The sequence below is a fragment of the Pseudomonas fluorescens genome, from assembly GCF_001902145.1.
Taxonomy (GTDB): domain Bacteria; phylum Pseudomonadota; class Gammaproteobacteria; order Pseudomonadales; family Pseudomonadaceae; genus Aquipseudomonas; species Aquipseudomonas fluorescens_BV.
Genome location: NZ_MRST01000023.1, coordinates 327,083 through 348,253, shown reverse-complemented (window position 1 = coordinate 348,253; position 21,171 = coordinate 327,083). Strand labels below are relative to the sequence as shown.

The 21,171-nt window shown below is 59.9% G+C and carries 17 protein-coding genes; 11 read left to right on the top strand and 6 right to left on the bottom strand.

Features of this window, described 5'->3' with window-relative positions; genetic code table 11:
* Positions 1-63 precede the first annotated feature (63 nt).
* Positions 64-1,095 carry an amino acid ABC transporter substrate-binding protein gene (locus BUE92_RS13410; protein ID WP_073524193.1) on the bottom strand — a complete coding sequence of 344 codons (1,032 nt, stop codon included), beginning with the start codon at positions 1,093-1,095 and terminating at the stop codon, positions 64-66.
* 346 nt (positions 1,096-1,441) lie between these two features.
* Here BUE92_RS13410 and BUE92_RS13405 point away from each other — a divergent pair, with 346 nt between their 5' ends.
* Both BUE92_RS13405 and rhlB read left to right on the top strand, forming a co-directional pair.
* On the top strand, positions 1,442-2,098 hold the full coding sequence (locus BUE92_RS13405; RefSeq protein WP_073524190.1) for an alpha/beta hydrolase: 657 nt from the start codon (positions 1,442-1,444) through the stop codon (positions 2,096-2,098).
* A gap of 95 nt (positions 2,099-2,193) precedes the next feature.
* On the top strand, positions 2,194-3,660 hold the full coding sequence (rhlB, locus tag BUE92_RS13400; RefSeq protein ID WP_073524187.1) for an ATP-dependent RNA helicase RhlB: 1,467 nt from the start codon (positions 2,194-2,196) through the stop codon (positions 3,658-3,660).
* 132 nt (positions 3,661-3,792) lie between these two features.
* Here rhlB and moaE read toward each other — a convergent pair whose 3' ends face one another.
* From moaE to BUE92_RS13375, 5 genes are all read right to left on the bottom strand, one after another.
* On the bottom strand, positions 3,793-4,242 hold the full coding sequence (gene moaE / locus BUE92_RS13395) for a molybdopterin synthase catalytic subunit MoaE (protein ID WP_073524185.1): 450 nt from the start codon (positions 4,240-4,242) through the stop codon (positions 3,793-3,795).
* Positions 4,243-4,244: 2 nt separating this feature from the next.
* On the bottom strand, positions 4,245-4,487 hold the full coding sequence (gene moaD, locus BUE92_RS13390) for a molybdopterin converting factor subunit 1 (RefSeq protein ID WP_073524183.1): 243 nt from the start codon (positions 4,485-4,487) through the stop codon (positions 4,245-4,247).
* Complete coding sequence (moaC, locus tag BUE92_RS13385; protein ID WP_073524182.1) at positions 4,484-4,957, bottom strand: cyclic pyranopterin monophosphate synthase MoaC; 474 nt, start codon at positions 4,955-4,957, stop codon at positions 4,484-4,486. Before moaC ends, moaD begins: the two co-directional genes overlap by 4 nt.
* Positions 4,958-5,096: 139 nt before the next feature.
* On the bottom strand, positions 5,097-6,491 hold the full coding sequence (locus BUE92_RS13380; protein WP_005785025.1) for a PhoH family protein: 1,395 nt from the start codon (positions 6,489-6,491) through the stop codon (positions 5,097-5,099).
* Between the two features lie 340 nt (positions 6,492-6,831).
* Positions 6,832-7,956, bottom strand: coding sequence for a polysaccharide deacetylase family protein (locus BUE92_RS13375; protein ID WP_073524181.1), 1,125 nt, complete (start codon positions 7,954-7,956; stop codon positions 6,832-6,834).
* A gap of 241 nt (positions 7,957-8,197) precedes the next feature.
* Between BUE92_RS13375 and yaaA the strand changes: the two genes are divergently transcribed.
* The 9 genes from yaaA (at position 8,198) to BUE92_RS13325 (ending at position 21,113) form a co-directional block, all read left to right on the top strand.
* Complete coding sequence (gene yaaA, locus BUE92_RS13370; protein WP_073524180.1) at positions 8,198-8,977, top strand: peroxide stress protein YaaA; 780 nt, start codon at positions 8,198-8,200, stop codon at positions 8,975-8,977.
* An 888-nt stretch (positions 8,978-9,865) separates the two neighbouring features.
* A complete protein-coding gene (locus BUE92_RS13365; protein WP_073524179.1) occupies positions 9,866-11,182 on the top strand; it encodes a nucleotide sugar dehydrogenase in 1,317 nt (438 codons plus the stop codon).
* A gap of 83 nt (positions 11,183-11,265) precedes the next feature.
* Positions 11,266-12,747, top strand: a complete 1,482-nt coding sequence (gene alg8 / locus BUE92_RS13360) for a mannuronan synthase (RefSeq protein ID WP_178380708.1) — start codon at positions 11,266-11,268, stop codon at positions 12,745-12,747.
* 37 nt (positions 12,748-12,784) lie between these two features.
* Positions 12,785-13,951, top strand: coding sequence for an alginate biosynthesis protein Alg44 (locus tag BUE92_RS13350; RefSeq protein ID WP_073524177.1), 1,167 nt, complete (start codon positions 12,785-12,787; stop codon positions 13,949-13,951).
* 89 nt (positions 13,952-14,040) lie between these two features.
* Positions 14,041-15,480, top strand: a complete 1,440-nt coding sequence (gene algK, locus BUE92_RS13345; RefSeq protein ID WP_073524176.1) for an alginate biosynthesis TPR repeat lipoprotein AlgK — start codon at positions 14,041-14,043, stop codon at positions 15,478-15,480.
* The gene (locus BUE92_RS13340) at positions 15,477-16,967 is read left to right on the top strand and encodes an alginate export family protein (RefSeq protein ID WP_073524175.1); all 1,491 of its coding nucleotides are present in this window, start codon (positions 15,477-15,479) and stop codon (positions 16,965-16,967) included. Before algK ends, BUE92_RS13340 begins: the two co-directional genes overlap by 4 nt.
* Complete coding sequence (gene algG, locus BUE92_RS13335) at positions 16,967-18,535, top strand: mannuronan 5-epimerase AlgG (RefSeq protein ID WP_073524174.1); 1,569 nt, start codon at positions 16,967-16,969, stop codon at positions 18,533-18,535. Before BUE92_RS13340 ends, algG begins: the two co-directional genes overlap by 1 nt.
* 11 nt (positions 18,536-18,546) lie before the next feature.
* A complete protein-coding gene (locus tag BUE92_RS13330; protein ID WP_073524362.1) occupies positions 18,547-19,995 on the top strand; it encodes an alginate O-acetyltransferase in 1,449 nt (482 codons plus the stop codon).
* An 8-nt stretch (positions 19,996-20,003) separates the two neighbouring features.
* Complete coding sequence (locus BUE92_RS13325; protein ID WP_073524172.1) at positions 20,004-21,113, top strand: mannuronate-specific alginate lyase; 1,110 nt, start codon at positions 20,004-20,006, stop codon at positions 21,111-21,113.
* The last annotated feature ends 58 nt before the right edge of the window (positions 21,114-21,171 follow it).

Below are 21,171 nucleotides of genomic sequence, written 5' to 3'. Positions count from 1 at the left end.
CGAAAATAATGGAACAGAACATCACCCGGCAGTTGGCCTACCGGGTGACAGAACCATCAGCGATCAGCGCACAGGGGGTGCGTATTGAATGCCGCCGTTGTTCCACAGGGCGTTCAGGCCACGGTCGATTTCCAGCGGCGTGCTCTTGCCCAGGTTGCGCTCGAACATCTCGCCGTAGTTACCCACTTGCTTGACGATCTGTACCACCCAGTCCTTCTTCACTTTCAGGTCTTTGCCGTATTCGCCGTCGGCACCGAGCAGACGTGCAACGTCCGGGTTCTTGGTGGCCTTGGCCTCGGCTTCGACGTTCTTGGAGGTCACACCGGCCTCTTCAGCATTGAGCATGGCGTAACCCACCCAGCGCACGATGGCCAGCCACTCGTCGTCACCGTTGCGCACGACCGGGCCCAGGGGCTCCTTGGAAATGGTTTCCGGCAGCACCACGTAGTCTTTCGGTGCGGCCAGCTTGCTGCGCTGGGCGAACAGCTGGGATTTGTCGGACGTCAGCACGTCGCAACGCCCGGACTCCAGCGACTTGGCGCTTTCATCGGAAGTGTCGAAGGTGATCGGGGTGTATTTGAGGTTGTTGGCGCGGAAGTAGTCGGAAACGTTCAGCTCGGTGGTGGTACCGGCCTGGATGCAGATGGTTGCACCGTCCAGTTCCTTGGCGCTCTTGACGCCCAGCTTGTTGTTCACCAGAAAGCCGATGCCGTCGTAATAGGTAATGAAGCCCGGGAATTTCAGGCCCATGCCCGCGTCGCGAGAGCTGGTCATGGTGGTGTTGCGCGACAAGATGTCGACTTCGCCTGACTGAAGCGCGGTGAAACGCTCCTTGGCGTTCAACTGGCTGAACTTGACCTTGGTGGCATCGCCAAATACGGCAGCTGCCACAGCGCGGCAATAGTCAGCGTCGATCCCGAGGATCTTGCCGCTGGCATCCGGCACCGAGAAACCCGGCAGGCCGTCACTTACACCGCACTGCACGAAGCCTTTCTTCTGCACGCCGTCGAGGGTGGCGCCCGCCTGGGCAAAACCACTGACACCCAGTACAGCCGCCGCAGTGACGATGGCCAGGGTGGATTTCAATACCTTCATTACAAACCTCCAATTGCTCTTGTTGTGTCGGAGCTCCAACCTCAGCGCACCCTTATGAGGCGATATCGACCCGTGTTGGTTTTTTTTGGGGCCAAGCAGCATGAGGTTTTTGCGGTAATTCCAGTTGCTTTCCCACAAGCGGCAGTCACTGATAGTGTTACCGCCGTAGGAGAGTTCTGACATCGAGCTACACATAGCAAGGCGCGTACCAGAGTCTTGGCCGAGTGGCCGCAACTGGGGTTCAATGGCAAAAGATTCAACCTTGCGACATTCTCTTAACAGATCAACCTGTCGCGCACCGTTCCGACGCACCTCATCGGAGCGCCCCCACATCTATGGAGCAAACATGACCGAACCCTTGATTCTTCAGCCTGCCAAGCCCGCAGACGCCTGCGTTATCTGGCTGCATGGCCTGGGCGCCGATCGCTACGACTTCCTGCCGGTAGCCGAAGCACTGCAGGAAAGCTTGCTGACCACCCGCTTCGTTTTGCCCCAGGCGCCCACGCGTCCGGTGACCATTAATGGTGGCTACGAGATGCCGAGCTGGTACGACATCAAGGCCATGAACCCGGCTCGTTCGATCAGCCTGGAAGAACTGGAAGCGTCGGCAAAAATGGTCACCGACCTGATCGAGGCGCAACAGAGAACCGGAATAGACACTTCGCGAATTTTCCTCGCCGGTTTTTCTCAAGGTGGCGCGGTGGTTTTCCACACTGCGTTCAAGAAATGGGAGGGGCCCTTGGGCGGTGTGATCGCCCTCTCCACTTACGCGCCAACCTTCGATAATGAACTGGAATTATCCGCCAGCCAGCAACGCATCCCCACGCTGTGCCTGCATGGCCAGTACGATGAAGTGGTGCAGAACGCCATGGGCCGCAGCGCCTACGAGCATTTGAAGGGCCGTGGTGTCACCGTGATATGGCAGGAATACCCAATGGGCCACGAAGTGTTACCCCAAGAGATACACGATATAGGCACCTGGCTGACTGAACGCCTGCGCTGAATCCCGTGTTTATGTAGCCGTATGACAGACGCACTACGCCGCGCCCGATTCTTGCATTACACTGGCCGGCGTACATTCCTTAATCAATTAATGAGATGACCGTGCTCAAAGCACTCAAGAAGATGTTCGGCAAAAGCGAGGCTGAGCCGCTCGCGCCTGTTCCCAGTGCACCTGCCCCCAAGCCCGGCAACCGCAATGACGGTCAACAGCCTGGCCGGAACGCACCCGCCGCCTCACCGAACAAAACCACGGTGACGCCGCCTGAACAGGTAAAGCCTGCCGCACCCGCCCCGGCGCCTGTGGCCAAGCCCCGTCGAGAACGTGCGCCCACGCCGCCCGTGTCCCCATGGAAACTCGAAGACTTCGTCGTCGAGCCCCAGGAAGGCAAGACCCGCTTCCACGATTTCAAACTGGCCCCGGAACTGATGCACGCCATCCAGGACCTGGGTTTCCCGTACTGCACGCCCATCCAGGCGCAAGTGCTGGGCTTCACCCTCGCGGGCAAAGACGCCATCGGCCGCGCCCAGACCGGCACCGGCAAGACCGCCGCGTTCCTGATCTCGATCATCACCCAGTTGCTGCAAACGCCGCCGCCCAAAGAGCGCTACATGGGTGAACCGCGTGCGCTGATCATCGCCCCGACCCGGGAGCTGGTGGTGCAGATCGCCAAGGACGCCGCCGACCTGACCAAGTACACCGGCCTCAACGTCATGACGTTCGTGGGCGGCATGGACTTCGACAAGCAGCTCAAGCACCTTGAAGCCCGTCACTGCGACATCCTCGTCGCCACCCCGGGCCGCCTGCTCGACTTTAACCAGCGTGGCGACGTGCACCTGGACATGGTCGAAGTGATGGTGCTGGACGAAGCCGACCGCATGCTCGACATGGGCTTTATCCCGCAAGTACGCCAGATCATTCGTCAGACACCGCCGAAAGCCGAGCGCCAGACCCTGCTGTTCTCCGCGACCTTCACCGAAGACGTGATGAACCTCGCCAAGCAGTGGACCACCGACCCGTCCATCGTCGAGATCGAAGCACTCAACGTTGCCAGCGAAAACGTCGAGCAACACATCTACGCGGTGGCCGGTGCCGACAAGTACAAGCTGCTCTACAACCTGGTCAACGATAACGGCTGGGAACGCGTGATGGTATTCGCCAACCGCAAGGACGAAGTGCGGCGCATCGAAGAACGCCTGGTGCGCGACGGTGTCAATGCCGCGCAACTGTCGGGCGACGTGCCACAGCACAAACGCATCAAGACCCTGGAAGGCTTCCGCGAAGGCAAGATCCGCGTGCTGGTAGCCACCGACGTGGCCGGTCGCGGCATTCATATCGACGGCATCAGCCACGTGATCAACTTCACCCTGCCGGAAGTACCGGACGACTACGTGCACCGCATCGGCCGTACCGGGCGTGCTGGGGCTGCGGGTGTGTCGATCAGCTTTGCCGGCGAGGATGACTCGTACCAGTTGCCGTCCATCGAGGCGTTGCTGGGGCGCAAGATCAGCTGTGAGACGCCGCCGACGCACTTGCTGCGGGCGGTGGAGCGCAAGCGCCCCTAACTTGAAATGCAGTAAAAATGTGGGAGCGGGCTTGCTCGCGAAAGCGGTGAATCAGTCAGTACATCTTTAACTGACAGACTGCTTTCGCGAGCAAGCCCGCTCCCACATGTGGATCTCCAGTAACCTCAGGCCCTATTTCCAGCGATCCGCTGCGGCGTGGTCACTGCTGCGCCCTTCTACCCAACGCGGCCCCTCGCTGGTGTTTTCCTTTTTCCAGAACGGCGCCCGCGTCTTCAAGTAATCCATCACAAATGCACAGGCATCAAACGCGGCCTGCCGATGCGCACTGGCCGTGCCGACAAACACAATCGGCTCGCCCGGTTCCAGCGCGCCGATACGGTGTAGCACCTCCAGCTTGAGCAACGGCCAGCGCTGCTCGGCTTCCACGGCGATCTTGGCCAGGGCCTTTTCGGTCATGCCGGGGTAGTGTTCCAGGAACATCCCCGATACCTCGCGACCGTCATTGAAGTCGCGTACATAGCCGACAAAACTCACCACCGCGCCCACGCCCACATTGGCCGCGTGCATGGCGTTGACTTCGGCACCGGGATCAAAGGCTTCGACCTGCACACGAATGGCCATGGTCAGCCTCCGGTGACGGGGGGGAAGAAGGCGACTTCATCGCCGGCTTGCACCGGCTCGTCCAGGCTGCACAACTCCTCGTTGCGCGCACACATCAGGCTCGCTTCGTTGAGCACGGCGAATTCCGGGTCAGAAGCCAGCGCGAGGCGCACGGCATCAACGCTGGCAAACTCACCTTCCATCTCCAGCGAATCAAAACCCACCGCTTCGGCGTAGCGCGCAAAAAACAGTACGTTGATACTCATTGTTCATCCGCCTTGAAATGCCCGCTCTTACCGCCCAGTTTTTCCAGCAGGCGAATACTCTCAATGGTCATGCCGCGATCCACCGCCTTGCACATGTCGTAGATCGTCAGTGCCGCGACGCTGGCGGCGGTCAGGGCTTCCATCTCAACGCCGGTCTGGCCGGAGAGCTTGCAGCGCGCGAGGATATGCACAGCGTCCACGCCGTCGGCACGCAGCTCCACCTTGACGCCGGTGAGCATCAACGGGTGGCAAAGGGGGATCAAGTCGCTGGTTTTTTTCGCCGCCTGGATCCCGGCAATGCGGGCCACGGCAAACACGTCGCCCTTGGGGTGGGCGCCGTCGACAATCATTTGCAGAGTGGCGGGCAACATGCGCACCCGCGCTTCGGCCACCGCCTCACGGAACGTCACGGCTTTGTCGGTGACGTCGACCATATGGGCGCGACCTTGGGAATCGAGATGAGTCAGCACAGCGATACTCCTGATCAGGAGCAACGATTGTAAACCCTGTAGGAGCGAGCTTGCTCGCGAAAAACTCAAGGCCACCGCGTGCATGCTGATTAAGCGCGATGTTCTCAGGTTCTTCGCGAGCAAGCTCGCTCCTACACGTTTACAGGTGAGACTCTGCGTATTCAGCCAGAATCGAACGAGGCACGCCCTGCAGCGCGATATGCACGCCGTTCGGGAAGTCCTTGAAGCGTTCCGTCAGGTAAGTCAGCCCGGAGCTGGTCGCGGACAGGTAAGGGGTGTCGATCTGCGCCAGGTTGCCCAAGCACACCACTTTGGAACCGGCGCCGGCACGGGTGATGATGGTTTTCATCTGGTGCGGCGTAAGGTTCTGGCATTCATCAATCAGAATCAGGCTTTGCTGGAAGCTGCGACCTCGGATGTAGTTGAGGGATTTGAACTGCAACGGCACTTTGCTGAGGATGTAGTCGACGCTGCCATGGGTGTTTTCGTCATCCATGTGCAAGGCTTCGAGGTTGTCGGTAATCGCCCCCAGCCACGGCTCCATTTTTTCCGCCTCGGTACCGGGCAGGAAACCGATTTCCTGGTCCAGGCCCTGCACGCTGCGGGTGGCGATGATGCGGCGATAGCGTTTGGTGACCATGGTCTGTTCGATGGCGGCGGCCAGGGCCAGGATGGTTTTGCCCGAACCTGCGGCGCCGGTCAGGTTGACCAGGTGGATGTCCGGGTCGAGCAGCGCGTAGAGCGCCAGGCTCTGGTAGATATCACGCGGTTTCAGGCCCCAGGCTTCCTGGTGCAACAGGGGTTCCTGATGCAGGTCGAGGATCAGCAGCTTGTCGACCTGGATCTCTTTGATCCAGCCCACGAAGCCCTGTTCATCGACAATGAACTCATTGATATGCACGGCCGGCAGGTTGTCGATCAGCTGTACCTGGTGCCAGGTGCGGCCGTGGTCCTGACGGGTTTCGACCTTGCTGACACGGTCCCAGAACGAGCCGGTCATCATGTGATAACCCCGCGAGAGCATCGACACATCGTCGACCAGTTGGTCGGTGCTGTAGTCCTCGGCAGCGATCCCACACGCTCGTGCCTTGAGGCGCATATTGATGTCTTTGGTCACCAGCACCACGCGCAGGTCCTTGTCGCGGGCGTGCAGGTCGATCAATTGGTTGATGATTTTGTTGTCGTTCAGGTTTTCCGGCAGCAGGCTGTTGGGCTCGCTGCGCTTGCTCATCAGGATCGACAGCAAACCCTTGGGCCCGCTCTTGCCACGCTGGATGGGCACGCCGACCTCGACATCCTCGGGCGAAGCTTCACCCAGGGTCTTGTCGATCAAGCGGATGGCCTGGCGGCATTCGGCAGCAACGCTGTGGTGGCCGCTTTTGAGTTTGTCGAGCTCCTCAAGCACGATCATCGGGATGGCGACGTGGTGTTCTTCGAAGTTCAGCAGTGCGTTTGGATCGTGGATCAATACGTTGGTATCAAGCACATAAAGGATTGGCTGGTCGGAAGAAGGGTTACGTCCATGATCATCCATACTCGGTCACCTTTGTGGGAGCCATTCGACGCAATACCTGGGCGGTGCTGCGCCTCGATTCGACCACCGATTGCACCTTGAACAAGGTCAAGTGCAGTGCCCACATGAGGAGTCTTGGAAGACGCCACCTGTGCTGCAGGTTTCGGCGATCTGACTTCGTAATACCGCAAAACCCATGACAGGAAAAAGCACTTTGACGCTTTTTTGAAGTTTATTTTTCAGGATGACGAATAGCACTAGCCGAGTGCCATGTACCCCGTTAAAGTCGGAAGTCCGCCTGCATCGAAATGTCGCAGCAAATCGCCCCGAAAACACCCCATCCCCAGCAAAGCCGGGCACTTCATCGAAATGCCTCGCGACACTCCTGCCAACCCAAGCCACTCTGCGCCGTAGCCTGCAACACCATCGGCAATACCACCCGCGCCTTGTCCTGGGTGTCGTGAAACACGATCACGCCTTTGCGCCACAGCAGCATCAGCGTCAGCACCCGTTGCGCCGACTCATCGGCCTTGAGCTTGCCCGGCTCGTCTTGGGAATCGATGTCCCATAACGCAACTTGCAGGCCCTGTTGCTGGAAGAAGCCTTGGCTGTCCGCACGGCGTTGCCCATAAGGTGGGCGGAACAGCGGCACATAGTTTTCCGGCAGCAAATGCTGCACCAGCGAAGCGCTGCGGGTGATGGAACTTTGCCACTCGACCCAATGGCTATGGGAGCGATACTGCCAACCCTGGGTGCCCACGCATTGGCCCTGGTAGAGCGCCTGCACATCCGCGCCAGAACTGCGCTCCACGCGGGTTTGCAGGCTGCTGCCAAGGACGAAGAACGTGGCGTTCATCTTCTGTTTGCGCAGGTAATCGGTGAGCCAGTCGGTATTGCCGCTGACAGGTGCAGGGCCACCGTCGAAGGTCAGCAGGAACATCCGATCATTGAGTTCATCACCGTTGCGTTCATGATCGCCAAAGCGCGCCACTTCACTGCTGATCTGCGGGAACAGCGCAGCCTTGCGCAGCAGCTCGTCCAGATAGCGTTCGTGAAAGTGCCGGCTGGGGGCGGCCCAGCCTATATAGAAAGAGTTTTCACTGACCTCGAACTTGCCGGCCTGCTCGCGAAGGTCGTCCATGTTTTCCACCAGGTAGCAGAACGAGGCGTCTTCTTCGCAGCTCTGCTGGGCGAATGTGTAGTTCTCCAACAGCCGTTGCCAGAGCTGGCGACGCAGGGCGTCGATGGCGGCCAGGTTGATGATCTTCAGCCCCAGGCGTTGCTTGAGCGCAGCGTCGTCCAAGGCTTCGCTGGCGAGCAGGCCGTGGGCGAACATCAGGATCTCCGCACGCGAAGCCACATCGAACAGCGCCGGGCTGGCGAGTTTTTCCGGCCAGGTACCACGGTCCAGGCTGGCGACATCCACCGGCGCGGCCTGGGCATTCAGGCATAGCAGGCAAGCGGACAATAAAAGCGCTAATCGCACACGGGGTCTCCCTCTACAGAGTTACCGCCCATCATAGCGGACTGGTTCGCCCTTTTTGTGTAGGAGCGAGCTCGCTCGCGAAAAACGTCTGGGCACCGCGTCTATTCAGTCTGCCAGCATTCTCGTTGACGACTTTCGCGAGCAAGCTCGCTCCTACAAAAACCGGGGCCTATCGGCTTGATAGGTGGAGTCGAACGCTCCAACCCCCTAGAATCCCCACACGATTCCAGGAGCCAACTTCATGCTGACGGTGATTTCCCCCGCCAAAACCCTCGACTTCGAGTCCAAGCCGGTCACTGCGCGCTTCACCCAGCCGCAGTACCTGGACCACTCCCAGGAGCTGATCGAGCAACTGCGCGAACTGAGCCCGGCGCAAATCAGTGAGCTGATGCACGTCTCCGACAAGATCGGTGGCCTCAACGCCGCGCGTTTCGGCAGCTGGACGCCGGCCTTCACTCCGGCCAACGCCAAGCAGGCGCTGCTGGCGTTCAAGGGCGACGTGTATACCGGCCTGAATGCCGAGACCTTCAGCGATGCCGACTTCAGCTACGCCCAAGACCACCTGCGCATGCTCTCGGGCCTCTACGGCCTGCTGCGCCCGCTGGACCTGATGATGCCGTACCGCCTGGAGATGGGCACCAAGCTGGCCAATGCCCGTGGCAAGGACCTCTATGCCTTCTGGGGCACGCGCATCAGCGAGTGGTTGAATGAAGCACTGGCCGAGCAAGGCGACGATCTGCTGCTCAACCTGGCGTCCAATGAGTATTTTTCGGCGGTCAAGCGCACGGCCTTGAACGCGCGCGTCATCAACACCGAGTTCAAGGACCTGAAGAACGGCCAATACAAGATCATCAGCTTCTACGCGAAAAAAGCCCGGGGCATGATGAGCCGGTTTGTGATTGAAGAACGCATCAACGACCCGGCGCAGCTCAAGCAGTTCGATGTGCAGGGTTACCGCTTCAATGCGGAGCAGTCCAAGCCGGATAACCTGGTGTTTTTGCGCGATCACGCACCGGAATAAGGCCTTGCCCCCCTCTTTCAGACAATGAGATCCAAATGTGGGAGCGGGCTTGCTCGCGAAAGCAGAGTGTCAGTTGATACATGTATGACTGAAACACCGCATTCGCGAGCAAGCCCGCTCCCACATTTTTGATCATATTCCACCTCACGAACGCCATTTATTTGACGCCAAAAAATAATCCGACACAACCCTAACAATTCTTTCATTCGACATTCGTCGTTTTTTTTCGTAGTGGCACCACTTTTTTTAAACAGTAGTGGCACAAAACTATCCCCTCGCTTCAACTCCCTACAACTACTGGGCTAAATAGCAAGTGCTATCAATATAGTACCAGTGCCATCTTTTCTAATATTTCAAGAAATTTCAGAAAACAGGATGAGCGGCTAGGAACTTCATCTCGAAGCACCGCTCATACCACCGGTAACGAAATTCTCTGTTTCCGTAAGAGATGACTTACACAACGACCCCCAGGAAGTAGCAAAGTTGTCATATAGCACTTTGTTCATGGGTCATATCATTCAACTGATTGAGTTGAGGGCGGCAATAAGGATGAGTTGCTATCCCCTAAAGGCCAAGGCAGTGCTGACCTAAATGTGCCGGCGACACAACCCATGGCATTGATATTAAAAGGCTTTCAGCCTTAATCAAGAGCCTGCGGCACCGGCGCCGGAGTCTTCCTCCAAGGAAGCCCGGCTGCATTTCAGGGCAAGCCCCAATAACAAGGCCATGTTGCGCACAACTTGAGTGCAATAGTTAGTCACTCGCTATTTAACATGCCTGCACGCGGTAAGTCGGCGTCTATTCGCCTAACTTTCGCGGCATCAGTGACGCTTGCAAACATGAACTCCGGCCATCTAATGGCATGATTTAAACATAGAGGTAATTGCGATGCGCATCAGCATATTTGGTTTGGGTTACGTTGGCGCCGTGTGTGCCGGTTGCCTGTCTGCCCGTGGCCATGAAGTGGTCGGCGTAGACATCTCCAAGGACAAGATCGACCTGATCAATGCGGGTAAATCCCCCATCGTTGAACCGGGTCTGGGCGAACTGTTGAGCCAAGGCATCGCAACCGGTCGACTGCGCGGTACCACCAACTTCGCCGACGCCATCCGCGACACCGACCTGTCGATGATCTGCGTCGGTACGCCGAGCAAGAAAAACGGCGACCTGGAACTCAACTACATCGAATCGGTATGCCGTGAGATCGGTTTTGTACTGCGTGACAAGACCACCCGCCACACCATCGTGGTGCGCAGCACCGTACTGCCGGGCACCGTCGCCAACGTGGTAATCCCGATCCTCGAAGACTGCTCCGGCAAGAAAGCCGGCGTCGACTTCGGCGTTGCGGTCAACCCGGAATTCCTGCGTGAATCCACTGCCATTGCCGATTACGACCTGCCACCGATGACCGTTATCGGCGAGTTCGATAAGGCCTCCGGTGATGTCCTGCAATCGCTGTACGAAGAACTCGACGCGCCGATCATCCGCAAGGACATCGCGGTTGCCGAGATGATCAAGTACACCTGCAACGTATGGCACGCCACTAAAGTCACCTTCGCCAACGAGATCGGCAACATCGCCAAGGCCGTCGGCGTTGACGGTCGTGAAGTGATGGAAGTGGTCTGCCAGGACAAGACCCTCAACCTGTCCCAGTACTACATGCGCCCAGGCTTCGCTTTCGGCGGTTCGTGCCTGCCAAAAGACGTGCGTGCCCTGACCTACCGCGCAGGCTCCCTGGACGTGGAAGCACCGTTGCTCAACTCGCTGATGCGCAGCAACGAATCCCAGGTGCAGAACGCCTTCGACATCGTCTCCAGCCACGACAAGCGCAAAGTCGCCCTGCTGGGCCTGAGCTTCAAGGCCGGTACCGATGACCTGCGTGAAAGCCCATTGGTAGAACTGGCGGAAATGCTGATCGGCAAGGGCTACGACCTGAGCATCTACGACAGCAACGTCGAGTACGCCCGTGTGCACGGCGCGAACAAGGATTACATCGAGGGCAAGATCCCTCACGTGTCGTCCCTGCTCAACTCGGACTTCGACGAAGTGATCAACAACTCCGACGTGATCATCCTCGGTAACCGTGACGAGAAGTTCCGCGCCCTGGCGCACGAAGCCCCGCACGGCAAGCAAGTGGTCGACCTGGTGGGCTTCATGTCCAAGGCCACCAGCGTAAGCGGCCGTACCGAAGGTATTTGCTGGTAACAGCAACGGCAAGTTTCAGGCTGCAAGTGTCTTTATCCCCAGCGCTTGCAGCCTGAAACCTCCTCCCCTTGCGGATGACGCTTATGTCCAAGTTAAAACATGTATTTCTGCAATCGGCCGGCTGGCTGTTCTTTCTCAGCCTGTTGATGGGTCTCGCCCTGCTGTTGCCGGCGAGCACCTTCGATTCGCAATCGAAGAATTTTATTTTCCTGATTGGTGCCGTGGGTATCTGGCGCTACTCGATGGGCGCGACGCATTTCTTTCGCGGCATGCTGTTCCTGTACGTGGTGTACCCGCACCTGCGCCGCAAAGTGCGCAAGCTGGGCAAGGCCGCCGACCCGTCCCACGTGTTCCTGATGGTCACCAGTTTTCGTATCGACGCGCTGACCACCGCCCAGGTCTACAGCTCGGTGATTCGCGAAGCCATCGACTGTGGCTTCCCTACCACCGTGGTCTGCTCGCTGGTGGAAATGTCCGATGAGCTGCTGGTCAAGAGCCTCTGGGAAAAGCTCAACCCGCCGGCTCACGTCAAGCTCGACTTCGTGCGTATCGCCGGTACCGGCAAGCGTGACGGCCTGGCGTTTGGTTTCCGCGCTATTTCCCGTCACCTGCCGGACGACCGCGCCGTGGTTGCCGTGATCGATGGCGATACCGTGCTGGCCGAAGGCGTAGTGCGCAAGACCGTGCCGTGGTTCCAGTTGTTCGGCAATGTCGGTGGCCTGACCACCAACGAATTCTGTGAAGTGCGCGGCGGCTACATCATGAGCGAATGGCACAAACTGCGCTTTGCCCAACGCCACATCAACATGTGCTCCATGGCCCTGTCCAAGCGCGTGCTGACCATGACCGGGCGCATGTCGGTGTTCCGCGCCAGCGTGGTGACAGACCCAGGCTTTATCGCCGACGTGGAAAGCGACTCGCTGCAACACTGGCGCCTGGGCCGCTTCAAGTTCCTCACCGGGGATGACAAGTCCAGCTGGTTCAGCCTGATGCGCCTGGGCTATGACACCTTCTACGTGCCGGATGCCGCGATCAACACCGTGGAACACCCGCCCGAAAAGAGCTTCATCAAGGCCAGCCGCAAGTTGATGTTCCGCTGGTACGGCAACAACCTGCGCCAGAACTCCCGCGCGCTCGGCCTGGGCATGCGTCGCCTCGGCCTGTTCACCAGCGTGGTGCTGTTCGACCAGCGCGTGTCGATGTGGACCTCCCTGCTCGGCCTGACCGTGGCCATGATCGCCACCTTCAAGTACGGCGGTGCGTTCATCCTGGTTTACCTGCTGTGGATCGGCATCACCCGCCTGATCCTCACCCTGCTGTTGTCGTGCTCCGGCCACAAGATCGGCCCGGCCTACCCGCTGATTCTTTATTACAACCAGATCATGGGCGCGCTGGTGAAGATCTACGTGTTCTTCCGCCTTGATCAACAGTCCTGGACCCGCCAGGACACCAAACTGACCCGCGATTTGGCCAGCTTTCAACGTTGGTTCAACACCTGGTCGTCTCGGACCATGACCTTCTCCGCCGGCAGCATCTTCGTTGCCGTGTTGCTGATGATGGTCTGACCCTGCCAAGCCTGAATTAACTAGGAACTAGAACATTATGAACAGCCAAGTAAACGCCAACGTTGTCCACGAATCCGAAGCCCAGCGCCAACACGCCCGGGTCAAAATCCCGGCCAAGCTGCGCTTCTTCAACAACGACCGCACGCCGACCGAAGCAAAGGTTATCGACCTGTCCGCCGGCGGCCTGGCTTTCACCGCCACCCAGCCGCTCACCATCGGCCAAGTGCACAAGGGCCGCCTGCAGTTCGTGATCGATAACCTCGGCCTGGCCATGGACGTGGAGCTGCAGATTCGCTCCTACGACCGCCAGACCGGCCGCACCGGCTGCCAGTTCCAGAACCTCGATGCCCAGGACATTTCCACCCTGCGCCACCTGATCACTTCGCACCTGTCCGGCGATATCGTGACCATGGGCGACGTGCTGGCAACCCTGCAACGCGACAACTTCACCAAGGCACGCAAGGTCAAGGACGGCGGCAGCGGCATGACCGCGTTCGGTCGTCTGCGTGCCGTGACCTTCAGCCTGGCGATCTTTTTGGTGGGCCTGGCGGCCTTCGGTTTTGTGGTCAAGTCGCTCTACGGCATGTACTTCGTCAGCCACGCCCAGGCCGGCCTCGTCAGCGTACCGGGCATGAACGTGACCATGCCCCGTGACGGCACCGTGCAAAGCCTGCTCAAGGGTGATTCGGTAGCAGCCAAGGGCGCGCCGCTGGCGACGTTCAGCACCAGCATGCTCGATGTGCTCAAGGGCCACCTGGACGAAGACCAGTTGCAACCGGCCAAGGTCGAAGAACTGTTCGGCAAGCAAATGACCGGTACCCTGACCTCACCCTGCGATTGCGTCGTAGCCCAGCAATTGGTCGCCGACGGCCAGTATGCCAGCAAGGGTGATGTGATCTTCCAACTGGTGCCACGTGGCAGCGAGGCCAATGTGGAAGCGCGCTTCAGCTATCGCCAGTTCGGTGATGTGCGCCCAGGTACGCAGGTGAGCTTCCAGGTCGCCGACGAAGAACAGGTGCGCACCGGCACCATCGTCAGCAGCACCAGCCTGAACAGCGCCGACCTGTCCTCCGACATCCGCGTGCAGATCAAGCCTGACGCACCGCTGGACAGCACCTACGCCGGCCGCCCGGTGGAAGTCACCAGCGACCGTGGCCCAACCCTGAACTGGCTGATCGACAAAGCCATGGCTCACGGTCTGTAAGCGAGGACATGCCTGTGATGACTCTCTCAAAAACACCACAATCCCTGTGGGAGCGGGCTTGCTCGCGAAAGCAGTGTGTCAGCCAACACATGCATCAACTGACAGGGCCTCTTCGCGAGCAAGTCGAAGCGTCGAACCGCCGCTCCCACATTGGTTCTGTGTGCACATTGGCACTGGCAATCTCGTTGGCCGGGTGCGCCGGCCTGCCCGACCAGCGCCTGGCCAACGAAGCCCTCAAGCGTGGCGACACCGTCACCGCGCAGCAGAATTACCAGCAACTGGCGCAACTGGGCTACAGCGAGGCCCAGGTGGGCCTGGCCGATATCCAGGTGGGCACCCGCGACCCAGCGCAAATCAAGCAGGCCGAAGCCACCTACCGTGCGGCGGCAGACACCTCGCCGCGTGCCCAGGCACGCCTGGGTCGCCTGTTGGCGGCCAAGCCCGGCGCCACCGAGGCCGAACACCATGAAGCCGAAAGCCTGCTGAAAAAAGCCTTTGCCAATGGCGAAGGCAATACCTTGATCCCGCTGGCGATGCTGTACCTGCAATACCCACACAGCTTTCCCAACGTGAGCGCCCAACAGCAGATCAGCCAATGGCAGGCGGCGGGTTACCCGGAAGCGGGGCTGGCCCAGGTGCTGCTGTATCGCACCCAGAACACGTACGACCAGCATCTGGATGATGTCGAGCGCATCTGCAAAGCCGCGCTGAATACCACCGATATCTGCTACGTCGAGCTGGCCACGGTCTATCAGAAACAAGCCGCGCCGGAAAAGCAGGCCGAACTGCTCAAGCAAATGGAAGCCGGCTACAGTCGCGGCACCGTCACCGCCCAGCGCGTCGACAGCGTGGCCCGCGTACTCGGCGATGCCAGCCTTGGTACTCCGGACGAGAAAACCGCCCAGGCGTTGCTGGAAAAAATCGCCCCCGGCTACCCGGCCTCCTGGGTCAGCCTGGCGCAACTGCTCTACGACTTCCCGGAGCTGGGTGACGTCGACCAGATGATGAAGTACCTCGACAACGGCCGCGCCGCCGACCAGCCACGCGCCGAATTGCTGCTGGGCAAACTCTATTACGAAGGCAAGTGGGTGCCCGCCGACGCCAAGGCCGCCGAGGCGCATTTCGAGAAAGCCGTGGGTCGTGAAGTGGCCGCCGATTACTACCTCGGCCAGATCTACCGCCGTGGCTACCTGGGCAAGGTCTACCCGCAAAAAGCCCTGGACCACCTGCTGACCGCTGCGCGCAACGGCCAGAACAGCGCCGACTTCGCCATTGCCCAACTGTTTTCCCAAGGCAAGGGCACCAAGCCCGACCCGTTGAACGCCTATGTCTTCAGCCAGTTGGCCAAGGCCCAGAACACGCCAGAAGCCAATGACTTGGCCACTCAGCTCGAAGCGCCGCTGACGCCTGCGCAACGCGCCGAAGGCCAACGCCTGGTGCAACAGGAACTGGCCGCCCGCGGCACCCTGGTCCAAAGCACGCTGCAACTGCACGCCCTGCAAGAAGAAGACGGCGAGGAATCCCTATGAAGCTCAACCCATTCGTGAAGGCCGGCATCGGCCTGTCCTTCGCCCTGCTGTGGTCGTGCCCGACCCTGGCCGCGCTCACCGAAGCCAAGAACTTCGGCCTGGAAGTCAAAGCCACCGCGCAGTCCGAAGACGACCGCGACCTCGGTACCCAGAAAGGCGGCGACGTCAACGGCATCGGCCTCGACCTGCGCCCCTGGATCTACGGCGAAAGCGGCGCGTGGAGCGCCTACGCCATGGGCCAGGCAGTGGTGTCCAGCGACATCATCGAGACCGACACCCTGCAACAGTCGGCCGATGACACCACCGAGCAGCAGTCGAGCAACGACGACCGCAAGGCCAAGAAAAACTACCTGGCCCTGCGTGAGTTCTGGGTCGGCTACAGCGGCTTCACGCCCTACCCCGGCGAGATCCTCAAGTTCGGCCGCCAGCGCCTGCGCAATGACGACGGCCAGTGGCGCGACACCAACATCGAAGCGCTGAACTGGACCTTCGACACCACCCTGCTCAAGGCCAATGTCGGCGCTGCCGAACGTTTCAGCGAATACCGCACCGACCTCAAGGAACTGTCGCCGGTCGACAAGGACCGCCAGCACTTCTACGCCGACGCCGCCTACCAGTGGACGCCGGGCCAGTGGATCGGCCTGCGCGGCCACCACACCCATGACGACGGCAAGCTCGACTACGCCGAACCAGGTGTCGCCAGCGACCCGTTGGACAAGCGCGAAAACGGCGACCTGACCTGGCTGGGCATCGAAGCCAACAGCGACGCCTACAACTGGCGCAACACCAACACGGTCAACTACTGGGCCAGCATCACCGGCATGCGCGGCGACCGCGACAAGGTCAACGCCCTGAACGCCGACGGCACTCGCCCCACCAACGCCAAGCGCAGCGATGATCTTAGCGGCTGGGCCACCGACATCGGTGTGCGCCTGCGCCTGGACCCGCAGTGGCAAGTGGGCGCGGCCTATTCGCGTGCCAGTGCCGAGTACGAGCAGAACGGCCTGCAAAGCAACCGTTCGAACTGGACCGGCACCCAGTCGCGCGTGCATCGCTTCGGTGAAGCGTTTCGCGGCGAGATGAACAACATGCAGTCCATGAGCCTGTTCGGTTCCTGGCAGCTGCGCGAGGACTACGACGCCAGCCTGGTGTACCACAAGTTCTGGCGCGTGGACGGCAACAAGCCGGTGGGCAGCAACGGCATCGACGCGGTGCAGAACAACACCGACGACGTCACCGGCGCGATCCTCTCCAGCACCTCCCTGCCCCTTGAAGACGGCAAGAAAGACCTCGGCCAAGAGATGGACCTGGTGGTCACCAAGTACTTCAAGAAAGGCCTGCTGCCTGCGGCGCTGAGCCAGTCGATCGACGAACCGTCAGCCCTGGTGCGTTTGCGTGCCGGCGTGTTCAAGCCCGGCGATGCCTATGGCAGCCAGGTCGACTCCTACATGCACCGCGCGTTTGTCGACGTGGTCTGGAAATTCTGATGGGAGCCTGCGCCATGAATGCTCAAAGCCTACTCGTCGCGGCAATGCTGATGGCCAGCGCCACAGCGTTTGCCGATACGGCGGCCAAGGCGCCGACCATCGCCAAGGAACTGCAACAGGCCAAGACCTACACCATCTCCAGCCCGCCCACCGCCCCGCTGGAAATGGCCAAGCCGGCGCTGCCCGACCTGTCGGGCTACACCGCCGCGGCCATGGAAAAGAAAATCGTCAAGACCAAAGCCGGCAAAGTCAGCATCCGCCGCATGATGCAGGAAGACGCGCTCAAGGACTTTATCGGCGGCGATAACAAGATGGCCGAATGGGTGGTGCGCCAGCATGGCATTCCCCAGGCGATCTTCGTCGACGACGGCTACATGAATCTCAAGGACCTGCTGGGCAAGGTGCCCAAGCAATACTTCAGCGAAACGTCACCGGGCGTGTTCCTGGCCAAGTTGCCGATTGTGGTGGGCCGTAAAGGCATCCTCGATATCGACAAGAACACCCAGGAACTGCGCCTGTCCCAACAAGCCGGCTCGTTTTTGATCAACGACGGCCAACTGTTCGTGCGTGACACCAAGGTCACCGGCTGGGATGAAAAAACCAACGGCCCGGCGCTGTTCAAGTCGGCCAAGGAATTCCGCCCGTTCCTGCTGGCCTGGGGCGGCACCGAGACCTATATCTCCAAGACCAAGATGGCCAGCTTCGGCTACGCCAACAGTAAGTCGTACGGGGTGAGTATTTCCCAATACACGCCGAACATGGCCAAGGTGCTCAAGCGCTCGGAACCGACCGGCTGGATCATCGACTCCGAGTTTTCGGACATGTGGTACGGCTTCTACTGCTACGAGACCACGGGCTTCGTGATCAAAGGCAATACCTACAAAGACAACATCGTCTACGGCATTGACCCCCATGACCGTTCCCACGGTTTGATCATCGCCGACAACACCGTCTACGGCACCAAGAAGAAGCACGGCATCATCATTTCCCGGGAAGTGAACGACAGCTTCATCTTCAACAACCGCAGCTACGACAACAAGCTTTCAGGCCTGGTGATCGACCGTAACAGCGTCAACAACCTGATCGCCGACAACGAGATCTACCGCAACCACACCGACGGCATCACCCTCTATGAGAGCGGTGACAACCTGCTGTGGGGCAACAAGGTCGTGGCCAACCGTCGTCACGGTATCCGCGTGCGCAACAGCGTGAACATCAAGCTTTACGAGAACGTCGCCATGGCCAACGGGCTGACCGGCGTGTACGGCCACATCAAGGACTTGACCGACACCGACCGCGACATCGCCCTCGACCCGTTCGATGCCAAGGTGTCGCTGATCGTGGTCGGCGGTGAACTGGCGGGTAACGGCAGCGGGCCGCTGTCCATCGATTCGCCGTTGAGTATCGAGCTGTATCGCGTGTCGATGCTGGCGCCGACCAAATCCAGCGGCATCAGCTTCAACGGCATTCTTGGCGAGCGCCAGGGAGAAATTCTCGACCTGCTGGTACGCCAGCAGAAAGCCGTGCTGATCGACCCCGTCGAACGCCAGACCGAAATGCAGGACTGAGGATGACCCTTATGCACCCACACATGATCAAACTGCTGAGCCTTTCGGGTCTGACCCTCGGCCTGCTAGCGGCCAGCCAGGGCGTGCGCGCCGATGAAGTGAAAGCACCCACCTTCACTGCCGAACCCTGCTGCAGCCTGTGCCCGGCCGCCCATGACGCGAAGAACTACACCACGCGCTATCAGCAGAACTTCACTACCCTGGTGCAAGCCCAGGGCGACTGGCTGTTCCGTACCCAGGAAGACCTGCGCACCGAGTTCGACACCACCCCGGCCGGCTACAAGCGCATGCAGCAGTTGCACGATGCGTTCAAGAGCAAGGGCGTGGAACTGGTGGTGGTGTACCAGCCAACCCGTGGCCTGGTAAACCGCAACAAGCTCAACCCCGAGGAGAAGGCCAGGTACGATTTCGACAAGGCCCTGACCAACTACAAGAGCATGCTCGGTCGTTTCGCCAAGATGGGCTACGTGGTGCCAGACCTGTCGCCGCTGACCAACGAGCAACTGCCGGATGAGTTGCCGGCCCACGATTTCTACTTCCGTGGCGACCAGCACTGGACCCCATACGGCGCCCAGCGCACCGCAAAAATCGTCGCCGCCAAGGTCAAGCAAATGCCGGAATATGCCGAGATTCCCAAGCGTGAATTCGAGACCAAGCGCTCGGGCCGCATGGGCAAGACCGGCACCCTGCACAACATGGCCGGGCAACTGTGCGGCACCAGCTACGCGATCCAGTACATGGACCAGTTCACCACCGAGCCCAAGGGCGAAGCCGGTGACGGCGACCTGTTCAGCGATTCGGGCAACCCGCAGATCACCCTGGTGGGCACCAGCCACAGTGGCAAGAACTACAACTTCGCTGGCTTCCTGGAAGAGGAGATCGGCGCCGACATCCTCAACGTTGCCTTCCCCGGCGGTGGCCTGGAAGGTTCGATGCTGCAGTACCTGGGCAGCGATGAATTCCAGAAGAGCCCACCGAAGATCCTGATCTGGGAGTTCTCGCCGCTGTACCGCCTCGACCAGGAAACCATCTACCGCCAGATGATGGCGCTGCTCGACAACGGCTGCGAAGGCAAGACCGCGCAGATGTCGGCCAGCACCACGCTCAAACCGGGCAAAAACGAACTGATGGTCAACAGCGCGAACAGAGACCTGCGCAACGCCAACCACCAGGTGGATATCCGCTTCGCCGATCCGTCGGTGAAAACCTTGCAAGCCACCCTCTGGTACATGAACGGGCGCCACGAGGACATCAAGATCGAGAAACCCGAAACATCCGATACAGACGGGCGTTTCGCCTTTGAACTGCGCACCGATGAAGACTGGGCCTCGCAGAACTTGCTGGCCGTGGAAGTGCAGGGCCCTGAAGCGGGCGCTGCGGCGCAGAAGGTTGAAGCGAAAATTTGCACACGCAACGTATTCCCAAGCGGTGGTCAGCAGACCGCCCAACTCGGGAAGTGAGGTTACTTATGCAAAAGTTATTGCTCCCTGGCCTGCTGGGCCTGGCCATGTTCGCAGGTTCCGTCAATGCAGCGGCGCCACTGCGTCCACCCCAGGGATATTTCGCACCGATCGAAGCGTTCAAGACCGGCGACTTCAAGAATGATTGCGACAGCATGCCAACGCCCTACACCGGGCCGTTGCAGTTTCGCAGCAAATACGAAGGCTCCGACAAGGCCCGTTCGACTCTGAATGTGCAGTCGGAAAAAGCCTTTCGCGACAGCACCGCCGACATCACCAAGCTGGAAAAAGACACCAGCAAGCGCGTGATGCAGTTCATGCGTGACGGTCGCCCGGAGCAGCTCGAATGCACGCTCAACTGGCTGGTGTCGTGGGCAAAGGCGGATGCGTTGATGTCCAAGGACTTCAACCACACCGGCAAATCCATGCGCAAATGGGCATTGGGCAGCATGGCCTCGGCCTATGTGCGCTTGAAGTTCTCCGAGTCGCAGCCGCTGGCCAAGCACCCGCAGGAAGCCCAGCAAATCGAAGCCTGGTTCAACAAGCTGGCCGACCAGGTGGTGAGCGACTGGGACAACCTGCCCCTGGAAAAAACCAACAACCACTCCTACTGGGCCGCCTGGTCGGTGATGGCAACGTCCATCGCCACCAACCGCCGCGACCTGTTTGACTGGGCGGTGAAGGAATACAAGGTCGGCGTGAACCAGGTCGATGATCAGGGTTTCCTGCCGAACGAATTGAAGCGCCAGCAGCGCGCCCTGTCGTACCACAACTACGCGCTGCCGCCGCTGTCGATGATCGCCAGTTTTGCTCTGGTCAACGGCGTGGACCTGCGCCAGGAAAACAACAGCGCGCTCAAGCGCCTGGGTGACAAGGTGCTGGCGGGGGTGAAAGATCCGGACATCTTCGAACAGAAGAACGGCAAAGAGCAGGACATGAAGGACCTCAAGGAAGACATGAAATTTGCCTGGCTTGAGCCCTTCTGCACCCTCTACACCTGCGCCCCGGAGGTGATCGAACGCAAGCATGGCATGCAACCGTTCAAGACCTTCCGCCTGGGCGGTGACCTGACCAAGGTCTACGACCCGGCGCATGAAAAAGGCAACAAAGGCTCCTGACAAAACACTACCTGAACTGTAGGAGCGAGCTTGCTCGCGAAGAACCCACAGGCACCGA